Below are 20,081 nucleotides of genomic sequence, written 5' to 3' on the forward strand. Positions count from 1 at the left end.
AGAGGCTGGTTGCGGGCTGATGCGCGCGCGTGACCATGTCCGCCACCGTCATCCGGCCCGACCGCAACTTCAAATACTGGATCATCGCGCCGGCGGTGTTCCTGCTGCTGGCGGTTGGGCTGTTTCCGCTGATCTATTCGCTCATCGTCTCCTTCATGCGCATTGACATGATGGACACCGACACCTCCTTCGCCGGCCTCTATAACTACAAGCAGCTGTTCAGGGACGCGCGGCTCTGGCAGTCGCTGCTGCATACTCTCATCATCACAGCCATCGCGCTGCCGCTGGAATTGATCCTCGGTCTCGCCATGGCCTATCTGTTCCTCGAAAAGATGCCGGGCCGGCAGATCTTCGTGTCGCTGCTCGTGCTGCCCACGATCATCTCGCCGATTGTCGCCGGCGCCACCTGGCGGCTCTTGCTGGACAACCAATACGGACCGATCAACCAGATCCTCGGCTGGTTCGCGGGCGAGCGCGTGAACCTGTTGTGGACCATCAGCCCCACGCTGGTCTATCCGGCCATCATCTTCTGCGAGATCTGGCAGTGGACGCCGTTCATGTTCCTCATCCTGCTGGCCGCGCTCTCCAACGTCGACAAATCCCAGACCGAGGCCGCCGAGATCGATGGCGCCTCCTTCTGGCGCAGCTTCCGCTATATCGTGCTGCCGGCCATATGGCCGGTGATGGCGATCGCCATCCTGATCCGCGGGCTCGATCTGTTCCGCATCTTCGACATCATCTGGGCGCTGACCATGGGAGGCCCCGGCACCATGACGGAGACGATCTCGGTCTACACCTACAACCAGGGCTTCAAGCAGTTCGAGACCAGCTACACCGCGGCCATCGCCTTCCTGATCATCGCCATGCTCACCATCATCGTCACCTGGGCCATCCGGCGCATGGGGCTTGCGAAATGAGCGCCACCCGCCGCAGCCCCGGCATGCGCCTGGCGTTCCGCTATCTCGCCGCGGCGCTGATCACCGTGGTGTTCGTGTTCCCGGTCTATTGGCTGTTCATCATTTCCTTCAAGACGCCGGATGAGATCTTCGCCTTTCCGCCGGTGTGGTATCCGAAATCGCTCCAGCTCGCGAACTATCACGTGCTGTTCAAGGACGGCGACGCGGCGACCGTGGGCAACAGCCTGATCCTCGCCAGCGTCTCCACCTTCTTCGCCATGATCCTCGGCACCATCGCCGCCTATAGCCTGGTGCGCTTCAAGACCGGCGGCGAGAACCTCGCGGTATGGATCATCTCGCAGCGCATGATGCCGCCGGTGGCCATCGTGTTTCCGCTGTTCCTCGCCTATGTTTTCATCGGCTGGGTCGACAGCTATGTGGGCCTCATCGTGCTCTATACGGCCTTCTCGCTGCCCTATGTCATCTGGATGATGCGCGGCTACATCGAGGACATCCCGCTGGAACTCGAGGAATCGGCGCTTGTCGATGGCTGTAGCCGCTGGGAGGTGCTGTGGAAGGTGGTGTTTCCCATGGCGCGGGCCGGGCTCTTCGCCACCGCCGTGTTCACCTTCGTGTTCGCCTGGAACGAGTTCCTGTTCGCCCTGGTGCTGACCCGCACCGAGGTGACGACCTACACCGTGCAGGTCACGCATTATTTCGGCGGTCAATCGAATTTCTGGGCCAAGATCGCCGCCATGTCGGTGCTGGGCACCATCCCCGTCTTCTTCACCGTCGCCGTCATGCAGCGCTTCCTGGTGCGCGGCATCTCCATGGGCGCAGTCAAGGGCTAGCCATGTCGGATCTCAAGATCAGCAATCTCCATAAGCACTACGGCTCCTTCCACGCCGTGAAGGGCATCGACCTCGAGGTGCCGTCGGGCGAATTCACGGTGCTGGTGGGGCCCTCGGGCTGCGGCAAGTCCACCTTGCTGCGCACCATCGCCGGTCTCGAGGACTCCAGCTCCGGAACCGTCGAAATCGCCGGGCGCGACGTCACCTGGGCGAGGCCGCGGGACCGCGACATCGCCATGGTGTTCCAGAACTACGCGCTCTACCCCTATCTCAACGTCAAGGACAACATCGCCTTCGGGCTGCGCGCCCGCAAATTCGCCGAAGCCGAGGTTGAGAAGCGGGTGTCGCGCGCCGCCGGGATGCTGGGCATCGGCCACCTGCTGAAGCGCTTCCCGCGCGAGCTTTCAGGCGGTCAACGCCAGCGCGTGGCCATCGGGCGGGCCATCGTGCGCGACGCGGTGCTCTACCTCTTCGACGAGCCGCTCTCCAATCTGGACGCCCAGCTCCGGGACGACATGCGCGTCGAGATCAAACGCCTGCACCAGGAGCTGGGCCGCACCATGGTCTATGTGACGCATGACCAGATCGAGGCCATGACGCTCGCTGACCGCATCGTGCTGCTGCGCGACGGGCTGATCGAGCAACAGGGCTCGCCGCTCGACCTGTTCGAGCGCCCGAAGACGCGCTTTGTGGCGGGCTTCCTCGGCAGCCCCAAGATGAACTTCATCCCCGCGACGGCAACCGAGACAGGTGTTGCGCTCAACGACGGCACGCGGCTGGACATGCCCGGCCGCAGCGGCATGAAGACCGGCCAAGCCGTGGTGCTGGGCCTGCGCCCGCAATATATCGCCATGGCGGGGCAGTCGCTGGCCAAGGGCCACGCCCGCGTGCCGGTCACCATCGAACTCGTGCAACCCACGGGATCGCGCGTGCAGGCCACCATGCCGCTGGGCGGCGCCTCCATCATCGCCGAACTTGCCGCCCATGACGTGTCGCGCCCCGGCGAACGAACGGAGATTGACATCGACATGACACGTGCGGTCATCATCGATCCCAAGAGCGAACAGGTGATTTGAGGAACCCCATGGCAAAGAGCACCCTCACCCGCGCAGTGAAGCTGACCGGCACCGGCGTCGCCGAAGGCAAGCGCCGCACGCTGACGGCCGGGCCGATCACCGCCATGTTCGACAATGGCGCGCTGCGCTACATCCGCTATCGGGGCTCGGAAGTGCTGCGCGGCATCGCCTATCTGGTGCGCGACAAGGATTGGGGCACCTATGCGCCTGCCATCGAGAACCTGAAGATCAGGCAGGGCAAGGATGGCTTCTCCATCGGCTATTCCGCCACCACCAAGGACAGGACCCAAGGGCTGAGTTACGTGGCGAAGATCGAGGCGAGCGCCAGGGGCACGCTGAACTTCACCGTCACCGGCACGCCCGCGACCGATTTCCTCACCAACCGCACCGGCTTCACCGTCCTGCACCCGCTGAACGGTGTCGCCGGCGAACCCGTGGAGATCGTGCACACCGACGGCAAGAAGAAGAAGGGCCGCTTCCCGAAACTGATCAGCCCCGGCCAGCCGGTCTTCGAGATCCGCTCGCTGAAACACCAGGTGGCGCCGGGCGTGACCGCGACCGTGCTGATGGAAGGCAACAAGTTCGAGATGGAGGACCACCGGAACTGGATGGACGCCTCCTACAAGACCTATGTCTGCTCGCTGCTGGACCCCTGGCCCTATACGCTGAAGAAGGGAGAGGCCTTCACCCAGTCGATCACCATGACGATTGAGGGCGAGCCCACCGCGAAGAAGGCTGCCAAGGCGGGCTCCGCCATCACCGTCGATGTGGGCGGCGTCAAGGGCATGATCCCGGCTATCGGCGTGGGCGTGCCCATGAAGGAGGCAAAGCACGCGCTGCAGAAAGTGGACTTGATCGCGGCGATGGAGCCCAATCACCTCGTCTGCCAGATCGACGGCCGCAACAGTGGCCAACGCGAGGCCGCCGCCGCCTTCCGCGAACTGCGCGAACGCACGGGTGCGCTCTCCTTCCTCGAGATCGTGCTGCCGGCGAAGAAGGCGGCGGCGGAAGAGGTTGCGGCCATCGCCAGTGAAATCCGCGCGGCGGACTACAAGCCCGACGCCATCGTCATCACCCAGATGCATGATCTCAAGTCCTTCCAGCCCAACACACCAAGGCCCTGGGGCCCGGCCTACGAGGAAATGGCCGCCGCGGTGCGCCATGAATTCCCCGGTGTCACGCTGGGCGGCGGCATGCTGTCCTTCTTCACGGAACTGAACCGCAAGCCGGTGCCCAAGGGCGTGTTCGACTTCATCACCCATACGGTGTGCCCCATCGTGCATGCGGCGGACGACATCTCGGTGATGGAGACGCTGGAGGCTGTTCCCTCGATCATCGCGTCGACGCGCAACATGATCGGCAAGGACACGCCCTACCTGCTGGGCCCCTCCTCCATTCCCTGCCGCGACAATCCTTACGGCGCGGTGGTGTCGCCCAACCCCAACAATTCCCGCGTCTGCCTCGCTGCCATGGACCCGCGCCAGCGCGGGCTCTTCGCCGCCGCATGGAACGTCGGGCTGCTTGCAGCCTTCGCCAAGGGCGGGCTCGATGCGGTGGCGCTGGGCGCCGTCACCGGGCCGCAGGGCGCAATCTACCGCAAGGCGGAGCATGCCCAGCCGTGGTTCGATGATGCGGCGGCGGAGGTTTATCCGGTCTATCACGTTCTTGCGGGTCTTGGCCCCGCCAGCGGCAACCGCCGGCTCGACGCGGTGTCGAGTGCGCCCAGCAGCATTGCCGCGCTGGCGCATCGGTCTCGCGAGGGCACGGAGCTGTGGCTCGCCAACCTCACTCCGGAGGCGCAGCCGGTGAAACTCGCAGGCCTGACAGGACCGGCCGAACTCCACCGCCTGTCGGACGGCAATTTCCGGACGCTCGCCACCACGCCCGGCTTCCTGTGGCGGGCAGGCGAGCAGGCGCGGAAACTGTCGAAGCTGGAGCTCGGCCCATACGGAGTCGTGCGCATCCGCACGGCGTGACGTCTGCCCTGCGCAAAGATCAGCTTTCCCCAGGCTGAAGCTGGGCTAGACTGTCGTCATGGACATTCTCAGCTATTTCGACTTCGAACCCGCGGGGCCCCGCCTTGAGGACCTCGAAACCCCCGTGCCCGTCATCGACATCGGCGTGGTGGAAAACAACCTGCGCCGCTGGCAGGCGCGCTGCGATGCCTTGGGGCTGGCCAACCGCCCGCATATCAAGACGCACAAGCTGGTGCCGCTTGCGAAGGCGCAGATCGGCCTCGGCGCCAAGGGCATCACGGTGCAGAAGCTGGGCGAGGCCGAGGTGATGGCCGATGCCGGCATCACCGACATGCTGCTCACCTTCAACGTGGTGGGCGAACACAAGCTCGGCCGCCTTGCCGGCCTCGCCAGGCGCACGGCCATCAAGGTGGTGGCGGACAATGCCGCGGTGCTGGACGGCCTGTCGCATGCAGCCTCGCTTGCAGGCCGCGACATCGAGGTTCTGGTCGAATGCGACACAGGGGCGGCGCGCAACGGCGTGCAGAGCCCGCAGGCCGCGATCGCCCTGGCCCAGGCCATCGACCGCACGCCGGGTCTCCGCTTCGGCGGACTGATGACGCTGCCGAAGAACGGGGCCCGCGGCCAGATGGCGGGCTTCCTCGAAACGGCGCGCGAAGGACTCACGAAATCGGGCCTCGAGGTTCCCGCCGTCTCAGCCGGGGGCTCGCCCGACATGTGGAAGGACGATGGGTTGGACCATGTGAGCGAATACCGCGCCGGCACCTATATCTACATGGACCGCATGCAGATGGCCGCCGGCTCAGCCACGCCCGGCGACTGCGCGCTCACCGTGCTCTCGACCGTGGTGAGCGTTCCGACCGGCGGCCGCGCCATGATCGATGCGGGCTCCAAGGCGCTGACCAGCGACCTCGCCGGCCTCGAAGGTTTCGGCGAGGTGCGCTCACTTTCCGGCGCGCGCGTGTACAACATGTCGGAGGAGCACGGTTTCCTCGACATTTCGATGGTCAACGACAAGCCGAAAGTGGGCGACCTCGTGCGCATCACGCCAAACCATGTGTGCCCGGTGACCAATCTGTTCGACAAGGTGGTCTTCGTGCGCGGAACCGAGGTTCTGGGCGCCGTGAAGGTGGACGCGCGTGGAACGGTGCAGTAGGCCGGCGCTAAGCTCCTAAGGCAGATTATCCCTCAGGAAGATATCGATCCTGATCCGCTCCTGGCTCTCGATCAGCGGCACGTTGTCGGCCTTGGCGATCAGCACGCGGATGGCGCTGCGCACCTCGTGGCCGGGGTCCTGGTTGATCACCGCGTCAATGGTGCCGCGGATCAGCGCCTTGCGGTTGGCGTCGCTCAGGTCGTGGCCCAGCAGCACCACGTCCCTGGCGCGGCCCGCGGCTTCGAGTGCGGAAACGACGCCGCGCGTGCCGCCGCCGACGTTGTAGATGCCGGCGAGATCGTGATGCTCGGCCAAGAGCTGCGCCGTCATCTCCTCCAGCTTGCGCCAGTCGTCGCGCGACTCGCGCACGGGGAGAACCTGCAGGTTAGGGTATTCATGGGTCAGCACCTGTTCGAAACCGAACTGGCGTTCGATGTGGTCGCGCAGCGCCAGTGAGCCGGCGATGAGGCCCACCTTGCCGGTCAGCCCCCGCAGGAAACGGCCCATCAGGCTCGCCGCGGTGCGGCCGGCCGAAGAATTGTCGATGCCGGCATAATGCATGCGCTTCGAACCCGGAACGTCGGAGACGAGCGTAACCACGGTGACACCGCGCGCGGCCAGCGCATTGATGGCCTCGCGCACCGCCGGATGATCGAGGGCTGCCACGGCCACCCCGTCATGCACGCCGCCGATCGAATCGAGGGTGGAGGCCAGGAGTTCGCCATCGAACACATCGACGCGCTTGACGGTGATCGACACGCGCTCGCCCGCCATGCGATCCGCCATGGTGCGGACTTCCTCGTTGATGCGCTCCCAGAAATCGCCGGTGCGATCGGGCAGCACGAAGCAGAAGCGGTATTCGCGCGAGCGGGCAAGGCGCGCCGCGATGCGGTCCGGCTGGTAATTGAGGTCCCGGATGGCGGTTTCGACCTTGTTGACGGTGACGTCGCGCACGCCGGGGCGGCGGTTCAGCACCCGGTCAACGGTTGCAACGCTCACACCCGCCACACGGGCCACATCCTGGATGGTCACCTTGGCCATGAGGGAGTTGATAGAGGGATGCCGGGATTTCTGCAACACACCCATCAGATTCAGGATGCGAATGCCTCTTGAACGGGCTAACCAAGCGCCATGGCAAGAACAGCGAAACTCGCCGCCGACATTGGAGGCACCTTCACCGACATCGTGCTGGAGGACGGGGCGAAGCGCTGGTCCGGCAAGGTGCTGACCACCACTCACGCGCCGGAACTGGGCGTGATCGAGGGCCTCACACTGGTGCTGGAGGATTCGGGCCTGAAGCCGCAGGACATCGGCGTCTTCATCCACGGCACCACGCTCGCCACAAATGCGCTGATCGAGCGCAAGGGGGCCAAAACCGCCTTCATCACCACCGGGGGCTTCCGCGACATCATCGAGCAGGGCTACGAGAAGCGCTTCGACCATTATGACCTGATGATCGACCGCCCGGCGCCGCTGGCGCCGCGCGCGCTGCGCTTCGAAATCACTGAGCGGCTTGCGGCCGATGGCCGCGTTCTGCTGCCGCTGGACGAAGGCGCGGTGAAGGGCCTGGCCCAGCGCATGATTGCGGAAGACGTGAAATCGGTCGCCATCGGCTTCCTCCATGCCTATGCGCATGACCGTCACGAGACGCGGGTGCGCGAGCTGCTGGCGCGGCTGCTGCCGAAGGACGTGACCATCTGCATCTCCTCCGAAGTGGCGCCCGAGATTCGCGAATACGAGCGCTTCTCGACCACGGTCGCCAATGCCTATGTGCGCCCCCTGATGGCGGGCTATCTCCATCGCCTGCGCGGCCGGCTGAAGGAGATGAGGCTCTCCGCCCCGCTGTTTCTGATGATGTCCGGTGGCGGGTTGACGACGCTGGAGACGGCGGCGCGCTTCCCCATCCGCCTCGTCGAATCTGGCCCCGCCGGCGGCGCCATCCTTGCGAGCCAGATCGCGGCGGAATGCGCGCTTCCCCATGTGCTGTCCTTCGACATGGGCGGCACCACGGCGAAGATCTGCCTGCTCACCCATGGCGAGCCGGAGCGCGCCAGGAAGTTCGAGATCGCGCGCGCCTATCGGGACATGAAGGGTTCCGGCATCCCCGTCCGCATTCCGGTGATCGAGATGGTGGAGATCGGTGCGGGGGGCGGCTCCATCGCACGCGTCGACAAGCTGTCGCGCATCACCGTGGGGCCGGACAGTGCAGGTTCGACGCCGGGCCCCGTCTGCTATGGCCGCGGCGGCACGGAACCTGCTGTAACGGACGCCAATCTGGCGCTCGGCAAGATCGACCCTGCCTATTTCGCCGGCGGCAAGATCGCGCTGGATGAAGCGGCGGCCAAGGCCGCCCTGCAGCAGAACATCGGTGCGAAGTTAGGCCTCAAGGAGTTCTGGCCCGCTGCCGGCGTCACCGAGATCGTGGAAGAGAACATGGCCAACGCGGCGCGCGTCCATGCAATCGAGCGCGGGCACGACATCGCCTCATGCACCATGATCGCCTTTGGCGGCGGCGCCCCGCTCCATGCCTGCCGCCTCGCCGAGAAAATTGGCGTCAACACGATTATTGTGCCGAGGGGTGCGGGCGTGGGCTCCGCCATCGGCTTCCTGCGCGCGCCGGTGGCCTATGAGATTACCAAGAGTGCCGTCGTCTCGCTCGAGGACTTCGAGGCCGGGCGCGTCAACCGGCTCATCGCCAGAATGACGGCGGATGCGCGTGCCGTGGTGGAACCCGCGCTGGGCAAGACCAAGCCGGCGATCCAGGCCATCGCCGACTGCCGCTATGTCGGTCAGGGCCACGAGATCCGCGTGCCGGTGCCAGTGAAGAAGCTGGCGCAGGCCGACGGCGCAAAGCTCAAGGCGGAATTCGAGCGCCTTTACGAGCAGGTCTATGGCCTGCGCATCCCCAACCAGGAGGCGGAAGCCATCACCTGGTCGGTCACGGTCTCGTCGAAGTCCGCAAAGCCGAAGCGCGCTGCGAAGGCGGCGAAGAAGGCCGCTCCCAAGCCGCGTTCGAAGCGCACGATCTATGATCCGGCACTGGGCCGCCAGGTGAGCGCCCCCGTCTACTGGCGTTTCGACATGAAGCCGGGTGCGGCCATCAAAGGCCCCGCCATAATCGCCGAGGACGAAACCTCGACGATCGTCGGCGCGAATTTCAGCGCCTCGGTCAACTCGCTTGGATACATCGTTCTGGAGCGCAGCCGATGAGCAAGGATGCACTCGCCGCCATCCGCACGCAGGTCATGTGGAACCGCTTGATCGCGGTGGTCGAGGAACAGGCGCAGTCGCTGCTGCGCACCGCCTTCGGCGCCATCACCCGCGAGGCGGGCGATCTTTCCGCCGGCGTTTATGACGTCCAGGGCAACATGATCGCGCAGGCGATGACGGGCACGCCCGGCCACGTCAACACCATGGCCACGGCGGTTGCCCACTTCTTCAAGCACTTCCCGCAATCGACGATGAAGCCCGGCGACGTCTTCATCACCAATGACCCGTGGCTCGGCACTGGGCACCTGTTCGATTACGTGATGATGACGCCGGTGTTCTTCGGGAAAACGCTCGTCGCCTTCTTCGCTTCCACCTGCCACGTCATCGACGTTGGCGGCGTCGGCATGTCGGCCAAGGCGAACTCGTCATTTGAAGAGGGAACCTTGATCCCGCATTCGCGCATCCGCAAGGAAGGCAAGGTCAACGAGGAACTGCTCTCCATCATCCTCGCCAATTCGCGCAGCCCCGTCGAGGTGCGGGGCGACATCCTCTCGCTCATCAGCGCCAATGACACCGGCGCCCGCCGCCTCGCCGGCATGATGAAGGAGTTCAGGCTCACCTCGCTTGAAGGCCTGGCCAAACACATCCTGAAGCAGTCCGAGAAGGGCGCGCGCGAGGCGATCAAGGCGCTGCCGGAAGGCGAATGGTCCTACGACATGCCGCTCGACGGCTATGAGCGCGAGCTGACGCTGAAGTCCAAGCTCATCATCAAGGGCGGCAAGATCACGGTGGACTTCTCGGGGACGTCTCCCGCCTCGCTCTTCGGCATCAATTCCCCGCGCACTTACACCCATGCCTATGCGGTGTTCGGGTTGAAGGCGGTGATTGCGCCCCATGTGCCGAACAACATCGGCTCGCTCTCCTGCTTCGACCTCGTCACCGAGCCCGGCACCATCGTCGATCCCATCCGCCCCTCGCCCGTCACCGCACGTCACGTCATCGGCCAGATGCTGGCCGACAGCGTGTTCGGTTGTCTGGCGCAGGCGTTACCCGGAACGGTGCAGGCTGAGAGCGCGGGACCCATCTGGATCCTGTCGCTTTACTCCGCCCACGGACGGGTTCCGCCCGAACAGACGGCGAAGGCCAAGCGCTTTGCCGTCATCAACATGGGTCTCGGCGGCATCGGCGGCAGGCCGGGCAAGGACGGCCTCAACACCACCGCCTTCCCGTCGGGCGTCGGCACCATTCCGATCGAGGTGACCGAGACGCAATGCCCGCTCTACTTCAAGCGCAAGCATTACCTGGCGGACTCGGGCGGTGCGGGCCAATGGCGCGGCGGCGTTTCGCAGCGGATCGAGATTGCCAACACCGAGGATGCGCCGTTTGCCATTTCGGCGGCCACCTTCGACCGCGTGATCCACCCTGCACAGGGCCGCGAAGGCGGCCAGCCCGGCTGCGCCGGCCTCGCGGCACGCGGGTCGGGTTCGAAGCTTCCCGACAAGGGCATCCACATCATCGATGCGGGTGACTCGCTGGTCCTCGAACTCCCCGGCGGCGGCGGCTTCGGCAGGCCGGACCGGCGCGACCGCGCGGCGCTGGAGGCGGACATCGCCGCCGGGCTGGTGACGCCCGAGGCGGCGCGAAAGGATTATGGCTGGGAGGGGTGAGGGCTACCGGATCCCCCTCCCCTTGTGGGGAGGGCAATGATATCAAAGTCACCGCCTCAGCACCGCCCGCACCGGGCTCGCATCCAAGTTCTCGAACTTCAGCGGCAGCGCGATCAGTTCGTAGTCCCCCGGCTCCACATGCGCGAGTGCGAGGTTTTCCAGTATCCGCATGTCGGCCTTCCGGCAGGCGTGGTGCGCCGCCAGCGTCTTGGATATCGCCGGATCGACCGACGGCGCATCGATACCCACCAGCCTCACGCCATTGGCGGCCAGCAACGCCACCGTCTCCGGCGCGAGCGCACGGAAACCGGTGGGCCAGACCTTCGGGTCAAGGCTGTCCATCAGCCGCAGCAGAATGCGCGGGGGTGCCCCCTCCAGCGCAGCCGCAATCCCGCCCGGCTCGCACAGCGGCCCAGCCCCGCGCGCGTCGATGACGCGGCAGGGGCCGATGTAAGGCTCCAGCGGCAACGCGGCGGCGGTGGCGCCATTGGCATCGTAATGCAGCGGCGCATCGGCATGGGTGCCGCAGTGGACGGAGAAGGACACGCGCGAGACATTCACCGGGCAATCCGGCCCCAGCCTGAAGGTCCAGCCTTCCTCGTAAGCCGCATCGCCGGGGAAGCCCGCCATGCCGGGCGAAAGGCCCTGCGTAATGTCGATGATCACGTCACCGCCTTCTTGGCCAGGAACTGCGGCTGGTTCCACTCAGCCTTGTCGAGGATGCGGGCCAGGATGTCGACGGCGTCCCACACCTCCGCGAAGCTCGTATAGAGCGGCGTGAAGCCGAAGCGCATCATGTCCGGCGCGCGGAAGTCGCCCACCACATTGGCCGCGATCAGCGCCTGCATCACGGCGTAGCCCTCAGGGTGATGGATGGAGACGTGGCTCCCGCGCGCGTTCATGTCACGCGGGCCTGCCACCTTCACGCCATGCGCGGAGAGGCGCTGCGCGGCCAAGTCGATGAAGGTCTTGCACAGCGCCAGCGACTTTTGCCGGAGCACGTTCATATCCACGCCGTCCCACACGTCCAATGCCGCATCGAGGGCGGCGAGCGACAGGATGGGCTGCGTGCCGCACTGGTTGCGGATGATGCCCGGCGCGGGGCGGTAGTCGGGGTCGAAGGCGAAGGGTGCCGCGTGCCCCCACCAGCCGGCCAGCGGCGGCTGCACGCGGTCCTGAAGCTCTGGCTTCACATAGAGGAAGGCGGGCGCACCCGGGCCGCCGTTCAGATACTTGTAGGTGCAGCCCAGCGCGAAATCGGCATCACATGCTGCAAGCTGCACTGGCGTCGCGCCCGCCGAATGGGCGAGATCCCAGATGGTCAGCGCGCCCTTGGCATGGGCTGTTGCAGTTACCGCCTTCATGTCGTGCAGGCGCGCGGTGCGGTAGTCGACCTCGGTGATCATGGTGAAAGCGACACTCCCGTCGATCGCGTCCATCACCTGTTCGGGGTCCACCACCTTCAGCACGTAGCCATCGTCCATCAGGTCCCGGAAGCCCTGCGCCACATAGAGGTCGGAGGGGAAATTGCCGCTGTCGGAGAGGATCACCCGGCGCGACGGGTTGAGCTTGGCGGCGGCGCCGAGCAGCTTGAACAGGTTCACCGAGATGGTGTCGCCGGCGATCACGCTGCCCGGGGCCGCGCCGATCAGCCGCGCGAGGCGGTCGCCGATCTTCTGCGGCAGGTGGAACCAGCCATGCTCGTTCCAGGACTTGATGAGGGTTTCGCCCCACTGCTTCTCCGCCACTTCCGCCACGCGGGCCGGCACGTTCTTCGGGAGGACGCCCAGCGAATTGCCGTCCAGGTAGATCATGCCCTTCGGAATGGAGAAGGCGGCGCGCTTATGCTTCAGCGGGTCTTGCGCGTCGAGGGCTTCGCAGTCGCTGCGGTTCATTTGGGTCAGGCTCCGTATCGCTTGAGATAGTCTGCGTGGACCCTATCGAAGCGGCCCAGATATTCCTTTGCATAGGCGGCATAGTCGACGCCGGGCGCGGCGAGGAAGAGCTCCGAAATCATGCCCCACACGGCTTCGCGCAGCGCACTCGCCGCCTTCATGGCATGGAAGGCGCGCCACAGGGCCTCGCTGGGCTCCGTCTCGAAATAACGCTCGAGGATCAGCGTCTCGCCCGCGGCATCGAAGGAATTGTTGGCGGCCAGGGAGGCGAGGTCGAACATGGCCGTTCCGAACGCGCCATATTCCCAGTCGATGAGCCACAGGCGCTGGCCGTCATCCATGAAATTGGTGGGCAATATGTCATGGTGGCCGAAGACGATGGGGAGCGGCGCCTGCGCCGTCTCGAGCTGGTCCACGATCTTCAGCCAGCGCGGCACCTCGCCAGCCAGGCGGTGGCCATGCTGCTGCAGCGTCGCGCCATAGTCGCGCAGGATCTGGAACACCCAGAAGACCGCCCCCTGCCCCGTGATGCGCCGCCCCATCCCGGCGTGGCAGCGCTTGAGGATATCGACGCAGGCGGCCGCATTGGCGCGCACGTCGGCTTCGGTATAGGTCCGGGCTTCGATATAGCGCAGCACCATCAGCCCTTCCCCGGAGTGGACCAGTTCCGGCGACAGCCCGGCCTCGCAGGCCGCGCGCGACGCGACGGCTTCACGTTCGCGTGACACCTGGTGGAAGGGATAGTCGCCGCCGATCCGCGCCACATAGCTGCCGGTCGAATCGGTGACCTTGAAGCTGGCGTTGCTCACGCCCCCCTTCAGCGGTGTGACGGTGACGGGACCTTTCCACAGGGAAAGCGCCCTCACCCGGGCCTCCTCCGCGCCGCCTTTCGTGCCGTTTGCCGCGTCCATGGCCGGTTTGCGCCCCTTTCCTTCGCCGCCAGCGACATTCCACCGCGCCCCGCGCCGCGTCAACGGCGCAGCGCACCATCGCCAACGGCGTCCGTGCGTCGCACACATGCCGGAGTCGCGCCGCGGTGGTTGACCTTTGGGGTCCGGCTGGCCCAAAATGCGCGTTGAAATTCCAAACGGGTGACACAATGCAATATGAAGCACCAGAAACCACCAAGGCGGCAGTCGGCCTGCTCGCCAAAGCCAAAGGGAGCGCATACGTGCTCGCGGGAGGTTCCGACCTCCTCGTGCGCATGAAGGGCGGGTTCGTCGAACCCGATCTCGTGGTCGACATCAAGCGCATCAAGCCGATGCGCGAAATCAAGAAGACCGCGTCCGGCTTTGTGATCGGCGCGGCGGTCTCCTGCGCGGAGATGAACGAGAACAAGGCCCTCGTCAAAGCCTGGCCGGGCGTGGTCGAGGCCGCGGGGCTTATCGGCTCCAAGCAGGTGCAGAGCCGCTGCACAGTCGCCGGAAATCTTTGCAACGCCTCTCCGGCGGCTGACAGCGTTCCGGCCCTCGTGGCGGCCGGCGCCAAGGCGCTGATCCAGGGTCCCAAGGGCAAGCGCAAGCTGCCGGTGGAGCAGGTTGCGGTCGGCCCCGGCAAGAACGCGCTGAAGAAGGGCGAGCTCATCGAGGCGATAGAGCTGCCGGCCCGCAAGGACCGTTCGGGCGACGCCTATCTCCGCTTCATTCCGCGCACTGAGATGGACATCGCGGTGGTGAGCGCCGGCGTCAATCTGCGGCTCGACAAGAAGGGCGTCATCACCGAGGCGCGCGTGGCGCTGGGCGCGGTCGCCCCGACCGTCGTGCTCGTTGCCGCCGCCGCCAAGGCGGTCATCGGCACCAAGCTCGACGAAGCTGCCCTCGCGAAGCTGGGCGAGGCCGCATCCGCCGCCTGCAAGCCCATCGACGACAAGCGCGGCACCATCGAGTTCCGCACCAAGGTTGCCGCCGTGCTGGCGAAGCGCGCCGCTGAGATCGCGTATAAGCGCGCAGGAGGTAAGTGATATGGCCGTTCTCGTTTCCACCGCCATCAACGGCGACACTGTCGAATTCGCCTGCGACCCGCATGAATCGCTGCTCGACGTGCTCAGGAACCGCCTTGGCCTTTCGGGCGCCAAGGAAGGCTGCGGCACGGGCGACTGCGGCGCCTGCTCTGTGCAGGTCGACGGCCGCGTCGTCTGCGCCTGCCTCATGCTCGGCGTCGAGGCCGAGGGCCGCGACATCGAGACGGTCGAGGGCATGTCCCACGGCACGGAGCTGCACCCGCTGCAGAGCAAGTTCCTCGAGCATGCCGCACTTCAGTGCGGCGTGTGCACCCCGGGTTTCCTGATGGCCGCCAAGGCCCTGCTGGAACACAACCCGGACCCCACCGAGGAAGAAATCCGCTTCGGTCTGGCCGGCAATCTCTGCCGCTGCACCGGTTATGACAAGATCGTGCGCGCCGTCCAGGACGCCGCCAAAGTTATGAGGGGTTAAGACAATGGCTTCTGAAAGCACCATGGCCCATCCCTTCGAGGATGCGCCGAACCACGTGACGCCCACCGTCATTCATGATCCGATTCTCTCCAAGACGGATTTCAGGAGCGTCGGCACCCGTCCTCTGCGCCCCGACGGCCTCGACAAGGTGACGGGCCGCGCGCGTTATGGCGCGGACTTCAACATGCCGGGCCAGCTCGTCGGCCTCGTGCTGCGTTCGCCGCACGCGCACGCCAAGATCAAGAAGATCGACACGTCCAAGGCCGAAAAGCTCCCCGGCGTGAAGGCCGTCGTCACCGCAGCCGATCTGCCGGATCACACCGGCGGCGACCAGTCGATGTATGACATCCTGGAAAACTGCATGGCGCGCGGTGTTGCGAAGTATGACGGCCACGCCGTGGCTGCCGTTGCCGCCGTCGATGCGCCCACCGCCCGCAAGGCGCTGAAGCTCATCAAGGTGGATTACGAGGTGCTGCCGCACGTCACCGACGTGGACGAGGCGGTGAAGCCCAATGCACCGCTGGTGAACCCCAGGATGCTCACTGAAGGCGTGGAGCCGAAGCCCAAGAAGGCCTCGAACATCGCCAAGCGCACCGAGTTCGGCCATGGCGACGTGGACGCGGGCTTCAAGGAGGCCGACGTGATCGTCACCCGCTCCTTCCGCACCGAGCAGACGCACCAGGGTTACATCGAGCCGCATGCCTGCGTGGCCTCCGTGTCGCCCGACGGCACGGGCGAACTCTGGGTCTGCACACAGGGGCACTTCGTCTACCGCAACCACTGCGCCATGCTCTTGGGGATGGACGTCTCCAAGCTGCGCGTCACCTCGTCGGAGATTGGCGGCGGCTTCGGGGGCAAAACGCACGTCTGGGCTGAGCCGGTGGCGCTTGCCCTGTCGCGCAAGGCCAACCGTCCGGTGAAGGTCACCATGACGCGTGAAGAGGTGTTCCGCGCCTCCGGCCCGACCTCCGCCTCGTCCATCGACGTGAAGATCGGCGCCAGGAAGGACGGCGCCATCGTGGCGGCGGATGCGACACTGCGCTTCACCTGCGGCCCCTATTACGGCATGTGGGCCGAGCTCGGCTCCATGACGGCCTTTGCCTGCTACGACCTGAAGAACGTCCGCACCGTGGGCTATGAAGTGCTGGTGAACCGCCCGAAGACGGCGGCCTATCGCGCACCGTCCGCCCCCATGGCCGCCTTCGCGGTCGAGAGCGTCATGGACGAGCTCGCCCACAAGATCGGCATGAACGCGGTGGACTTCCGCATCAAGAACGCGGCCAAACAGGGCACCCGCGCCTCCTACGGCCCGGTCTATGGTCCGATCGGCATCGGCGCCACGCTGGAAGCCGCCAAGAAGCACCCGCACATGAAGGCGCCGCTGGGCAAGAACCAGGGCCGCGGCATGGCTTGCGGCTTCTGGTTCAACTTCGGCGGCCAGACCTGCACCGACATCAACGTCGGGCCTGATGGCTCGGTGACGCTGACGGTCGGCACGGTGGACGTCGGCGGCTCGCGCGCCTCGATCGCGCTGTGCGTGGCCGAAGAGCTGGGCGTTCCTTACGAGCAGGTGAAGTGCATCGTCGCCGACACCGGCACGCTCGGCCACAACGACATGACCGACGGCAGCCGCGGCACCTTCTCTTCCTCGATGGCCGGCATCTTCGCCGCCCGCAACGCCATCACGGTGCTGCGCGAGCGCGCCGCCAGGATGTGGGAAATCCCGGTCGAGCACGTGACGTGGGAAGACGGCCACGCCAAGGCCGTGGGCGAGAAGTACGGCAACCTCGCTCCGCTCTCCCTCAAGGAGATTGCGGCGGCGGCCGGCAACACCGGCGGGCCGATTGCGGGCCACTCCGAGATCGTCGCCGACGGTGCTGGCGTCTCCTTCGCCACGCACATCGCCGATGTCGAGGTCGATCCCGAAACCGGCCGCTCGAAGATCGTGCGCTACACGGTCATCCAGGATGCCGGCAAGGCGGTGCACCCGGCCTATGTCGAAGGCCAGTACCAGGGCGGCGCGGCGCAGGGCATCGGCTGGGCGCTGAACGAGGAGTATATCTACGGCAAGGACGGGCGCCTGCAGAACCCGGGCTTCCTCGACTACCGCATTCCGGTGTGCTCTGACTTGCCGATGATCGATACGCAGATCCTCGAGATCCCCAACCCCAACCACCCCTATGGCGTGCGCGGCGTTGGCGAAACCTCGATCGTCCCGCCGCTCGCCGCCATCGCCAATGCCATGTCGAACGCCTTCGGCGTCCGCATGACGCATGTTCCCATGTCGCCCCCGCGCGTCCTCAAGGCGCTCGAGGCGGCCAAGAAGGCCTGATTTGGCCGAAATACACCTCTGGGGGGCGCTCCGTCCGGCAGCGGGCGGAGCGTCCACCGTTTCTGTGGATGCCAAGACCATCCGCGAGCTGTTCCGCAAGCTCGAGGAAACCTATCCCGGCATGGCCCCCCACATCGCCCGCGGCGTGGCCGTCTCCATCGACGGCCGCATCTATCGTGACGATTGGGGGCGGGACTTGCCGGAGGGGTCGGAGATCTATCTGTTGCCGCGGATACAGGGCGGGTGATCGCGATATCTAAATTCTGAACTCAATACATAGAACGATTGGGATCGGTAGATATGTGGCTTACCCGCTCAGAATGAGCTGAGCGGTGTTCGCCCCCTCAATCTACGTCACCACAGCGAAAGCTGGTGCCCAGCTGCACGTGGGTGCGGCACAGCGCCTCCCCCTTGCCGTCATCCCGGCGAAGGCCGGGATCCAGCTTTCCACAGGTTCCAGCGCCCGAAGCTGGACCCCGGCCTTCGCCGGGGTGACGGACAATGGAGGTGAGTTCCGCTTCGCCTGGCCAGCGAATTTGTCCGGAAATGGCAACCCCCACGGTTTGAATCCCGCTAGCGTCCTCGCGCTGTACCCCCTGGAGATCCACATGCGAAAGCTCGCCCTTGCCGCCCTCACCCTGGGCGGCCTCGCCACGTCTGCCATTGCCGAAACCGCCCTCGAACGCCTCGACCACGGCGTCCACGTGGTCAAGGAATGCGCTGGCGACATCCGGCAGTTCTGCAAGGACGTGAAGCCCGGGGCTGGACGCATCAAGGCCTGCGTGGCGGGCCACCTGGCGGAGCTCTCCGCCCCCTGCATCAGCGCCATCGCCAATCCGCCGCCCGCGGTGCAGACGGATGGCGCCAATACCGTCTCGAAGCGCATCGACATGCGCCAGATGCGCTACATCGAGATGTTCCTCGCCTCGCTTGATCCGAAGACCGGCAACATCCTGGCCGAGTGCTATGGCACCTACGCCGACCCCGAGATTCCCGCCAACATGGACTCGGCCCCCCAGGCCAAGGTGGAGGCGCTGAACATGAAGGAGATCGCCAAGGAATACGGCGTTCTCGCCGCCTCGCTCAACGGCCCCAAGCTGTCGATCGCCGACTGGTGGGAGATCGACGTCGGCCAAGCGCGGCAGTTCGGCGAGCTCACCATTCCCTGGACCGCCCAGCTCAATCTCGGCAAGCAGGTCGACGTCAACAAGGTGACGCCCTATGAGCCGCAGACCATCGCCCGCAAGAGTGCGGTGAACTGGAACAAGGGCAGCAAGGTCATGGTGCTCGACGACCCTGAGGGCAATGTCTGGATCATGAAGGGCTACCAGCTCGGCCTCACCCCGCGGCAGAGCTATGCCGACTTCATGGCCGAGGGTCCCTCCGTCTTCAAGAAGCTCCCGCCCGGTTGGAAGGCCCGCATCGCGACGCTGGCGCAGGACAATCTCGAAATCCCGCAGAACGGTGTCGCCACCATCCTCTCGGACGAGTTCTTCAACGTCTATGACAAGACCGGCCCGGGGATGAGCAACTCCAAGCCGTGAGGCGACTTGCACGCGGGTTCTGAGCAGCGCTCGCCCACACCCGTCGCGCCGTCATCCCTCCCTTAAGCTCCGTCACCCCAGCGAAAGCTGGGGCCCAGCTTTTCTTGCATGTGTCACAGCGCCACGCCTCTTGCCATCATGCCGGCGAAGGCCGGGGGCCCGCTTTCGTACCGATTGGAAGAGCCCCACTCGGTTGACGTATCAGACTACTGCACGAGTCCCCTGCGCGCCGCCTCTGCGTAACGGCGCAAGCGCGGGTCAAGCCCCGGCCGCTGCCGCTGCGCATCGTCAATGATCTTCTGAACTTCTGCCGGATGATAAGGGGCCATGTGCCCCAGCCCATGCAGCGCGCTCTCCACGCAGGCGATGTGGTCCGAGCGGCACGCTTCGCTCAGCACCGCCAGCACGGCATCGCGGGTGGCTGCGGCCTCCTCCTCCGCCATGCCGCGGACATAGCTCAACGGTGTCGCGTCCCACAGCATGTAGCAGACCTCGTTCAGCGCGTTCCCGCCCCGCTCACTGAGGTGCAGCAGCACGGCCGCACAGTGAGGCGCGAAAAGATCGGCGTAGAGTCCGCCCATGGCGCGCAGGGCCGCGCAGCGCGCCTCCAACGGCGCCGCGTCGTGGCGCAGGGCAAACACCGTGTCGCCCTCCTCCGGATAAAACAGCCGCCGCAGTCCGCGCGCGATGTGCGGAACCGGCAGTCCCGCGACATCCTGCCGGAGATGGGTAAAAACAAATTGGTAAAGTGCCACGACGTCGGCGGGTCTTTCCGACGTCATTCCGGCGAACGGATCTGGCTCGTCCAGAACATCCCAAGGCAGCTCTTCCCGCGCGAACACATAGGCCAGGAACTCCCGGTAGCGCGGGGGCTCAGGCAAAGCTTTTGGTCGCCGACGGGCCATTCCTGCGGCATAGAATGCAGCACACCGGAACGCAATCCCAGACTGGTGCTGAGCGTCGTCCATATCGATTACAGGGACACCGACCTCCTCTCCGATTGGCATCCCCACTCTGCCCGTTATCCCAGCGAAAGCTGGGCCCCA

The 20,081-nt window shown here is 65.7% G+C and carries 17 protein-coding genes; 12 read left to right on the plus strand and 5 right to left on the minus strand.

Going from position 1 to position 20,081, the window contains the following annotated elements; all coding sequences use genetic code 11:
- The first annotated feature begins 35 nt into the window (after positions 1 to 35).
- Genes IOC82_RS14545 through IOC82_RS14565 form a run of 5 tightly spaced genes read left to right on the plus strand, consistent with a single transcriptional unit; the run spans position 36 to position 5,955 of the window.
- Complete coding sequence (locus IOC82_RS14545) at positions 36 to 917, plus strand: carbohydrate ABC transporter permease (RefSeq protein ID WP_290547010.1); 882 nt, start codon at positions 36 to 38, stop codon at positions 915 to 917.
- Positions 914 to 1,747 (plus strand): carbohydrate ABC transporter permease, encoded by an 834-nt coding sequence (locus IOC82_RS14550; protein WP_290546927.1) that lies wholly within the window; start codon positions 914 to 916, stop codon positions 1,745 to 1,747. The genes IOC82_RS14545 and IOC82_RS14550 overlap by 4 nt, the downstream gene beginning before the upstream one ends.
- A 2-nt stretch (positions 1,748 to 1,749) precedes the next feature.
- Positions 1,750 to 2,823, plus strand: coding sequence for an ABC transporter ATP-binding protein (locus IOC82_RS14555; protein WP_290546928.1), 1,074 nt, complete (start codon positions 1,750 to 1,752; stop codon positions 2,821 to 2,823).
- Between the two features lie 8 nt (positions 2,824 to 2,831).
- Entirely contained in the window at positions 2,832 to 4,799 is a 1,968-nt protein-coding gene (locus IOC82_RS14560) for a hypothetical protein (protein WP_290546929.1), read from the plus strand.
- A 58-nt stretch (positions 4,800 to 4,857) separates the two neighbouring features.
- Positions 4,858 to 5,955: an alanine racemase gene (locus tag IOC82_RS14565; RefSeq protein WP_290546930.1), complete on the plus strand. Its 1,098-nt coding sequence runs from the start codon at positions 4,858 to 4,860 to the stop codon at positions 5,953 to 5,955.
- Between the two features lie 15 nt (positions 5,956 to 5,970).
- Here IOC82_RS14565 and IOC82_RS14570 read toward each other — a convergent pair whose 3' ends face one another.
- The gene (locus IOC82_RS14570; RefSeq protein WP_290546931.1) at positions 5,971 to 6,996 is read right to left on the minus strand and encodes a LacI family DNA-binding transcriptional regulator; all 1,026 of its coding nucleotides are present in this window, start codon (positions 6,994 to 6,996) and stop codon (positions 5,971 to 5,973) included.
- Between the two features lie 90 nt (positions 6,997 to 7,086).
- Between IOC82_RS14570 and IOC82_RS14575 the strand changes: the two genes are divergently transcribed.
- Positions 7,087 to 9,165, plus strand: a complete 2,079-nt coding sequence (locus tag IOC82_RS14575) for a hydantoinase/oxoprolinase family protein (protein ID WP_290546932.1) — start codon at positions 7,087 to 7,089, stop codon at positions 9,163 to 9,165.
- Positions 9,162 to 10,832 (plus strand): hydantoinase B/oxoprolinase family protein, encoded by a 1,671-nt coding sequence (locus IOC82_RS14580; RefSeq protein ID WP_290546933.1) that lies wholly within the window; start codon positions 9,162 to 9,164, stop codon positions 10,830 to 10,832. Before IOC82_RS14575 ends, IOC82_RS14580 begins: the two co-directional genes overlap by 4 nt.
- Positions 10,833 to 10,880: 48 nt before the next feature.
- Here IOC82_RS14580 and kynB read toward each other — a convergent pair whose 3' ends face one another.
- From kynB to IOC82_RS14595, 3 genes are read right to left on the minus strand one after another with little or no spacing between them, the layout of a single operon-like run.
- The gene (kynB, locus tag IOC82_RS14585) at positions 10,881 to 11,498 is read right to left on the minus strand and encodes an arylformamidase (protein WP_290546934.1); all 618 of its coding nucleotides are present in this window, start codon (positions 11,496 to 11,498) and stop codon (positions 10,881 to 10,883) included.
- Positions 11,495 to 12,727 (minus strand): kynureninase, encoded by a 1,233-nt coding sequence (gene kynU / locus IOC82_RS14590; RefSeq protein WP_290546935.1) that lies wholly within the window; start codon positions 12,725 to 12,727, stop codon positions 11,495 to 11,497. The genes kynB and kynU overlap by 4 nt, the downstream gene beginning before the upstream one ends.
- A 5-nt stretch (positions 12,728 to 12,732) precedes the next feature.
- Positions 12,733 to 13,593 (minus strand): choline/ethanolamine kinase family protein, encoded by an 861-nt coding sequence (locus tag IOC82_RS14595; protein ID WP_290546936.1) that lies wholly within the window; start codon positions 13,591 to 13,593, stop codon positions 12,733 to 12,735.
- 233 nt (positions 13,594 to 13,826) lie between these two features.
- Here IOC82_RS14595 and IOC82_RS14600 point away from each other — a divergent pair, with 233 nt between their 5' ends.
- The 5 genes from IOC82_RS14600 to IOC82_RS14620 all read left to right on the plus strand — a co-directional run bounded on the left by IOC82_RS14600 (position 13,827) and on the right by IOC82_RS14620 (position 19,035).
- A complete protein-coding gene (locus IOC82_RS14600) occupies positions 13,827 to 14,687 on the plus strand; it encodes a xanthine dehydrogenase family protein subunit M (protein WP_290546937.1) in 861 nt (286 codons plus the stop codon).
- A gap of 1 nt (position 14,688) precedes the next feature.
- On the plus strand, positions 14,689 to 15,159 hold the full coding sequence (locus IOC82_RS14605) for a (2Fe-2S)-binding protein (protein ID WP_290546938.1): 471 nt from the start codon (positions 14,689 to 14,691) through the stop codon (positions 15,157 to 15,159).
- A gap of 4 nt (positions 15,160 to 15,163) precedes the next feature.
- Positions 15,164 to 17,491 (plus strand): xanthine dehydrogenase family protein molybdopterin-binding subunit, encoded by a 2,328-nt coding sequence (locus IOC82_RS14610; protein ID WP_290546939.1) that lies wholly within the window; start codon positions 15,164 to 15,166, stop codon positions 17,489 to 17,491.
- A 1-nt stretch (position 17,492) separates the two neighbouring features.
- Positions 17,493 to 17,738 (plus strand): MoaD/ThiS family protein, encoded by a 246-nt coding sequence (locus IOC82_RS14615; RefSeq protein ID WP_290546940.1) that lies wholly within the window; start codon positions 17,493 to 17,495, stop codon positions 17,736 to 17,738.
- Between the two features lie 361 nt (positions 17,739 to 18,099).
- Positions 18,100 to 19,035, plus strand: coding sequence for a hypothetical protein (locus tag IOC82_RS14620; RefSeq protein WP_290546941.1), 936 nt, complete (start codon positions 18,100 to 18,102; stop codon positions 19,033 to 19,035).
- A gap of 206 nt (positions 19,036 to 19,241) precedes the next feature.
- Here IOC82_RS14620 and IOC82_RS14625 read toward each other — a convergent pair whose 3' ends face one another.
- Positions 19,242 to 19,916, minus strand: coding sequence for a hypothetical protein (locus IOC82_RS14625; protein WP_290546942.1), 675 nt, complete (start codon positions 19,914 to 19,916; stop codon positions 19,242 to 19,244).
- Positions 19,917 to 20,081 lie beyond the last annotated feature (165 nt).

This window comes from Aestuariivirga sp. (genome assembly GCF_020252395.1).
In the GTDB taxonomy this organism is placed as follows: Bacteria; Pseudomonadota; Alphaproteobacteria; order Rhizobiales; family Aestuariivirgaceae; genus Aestuariivirga.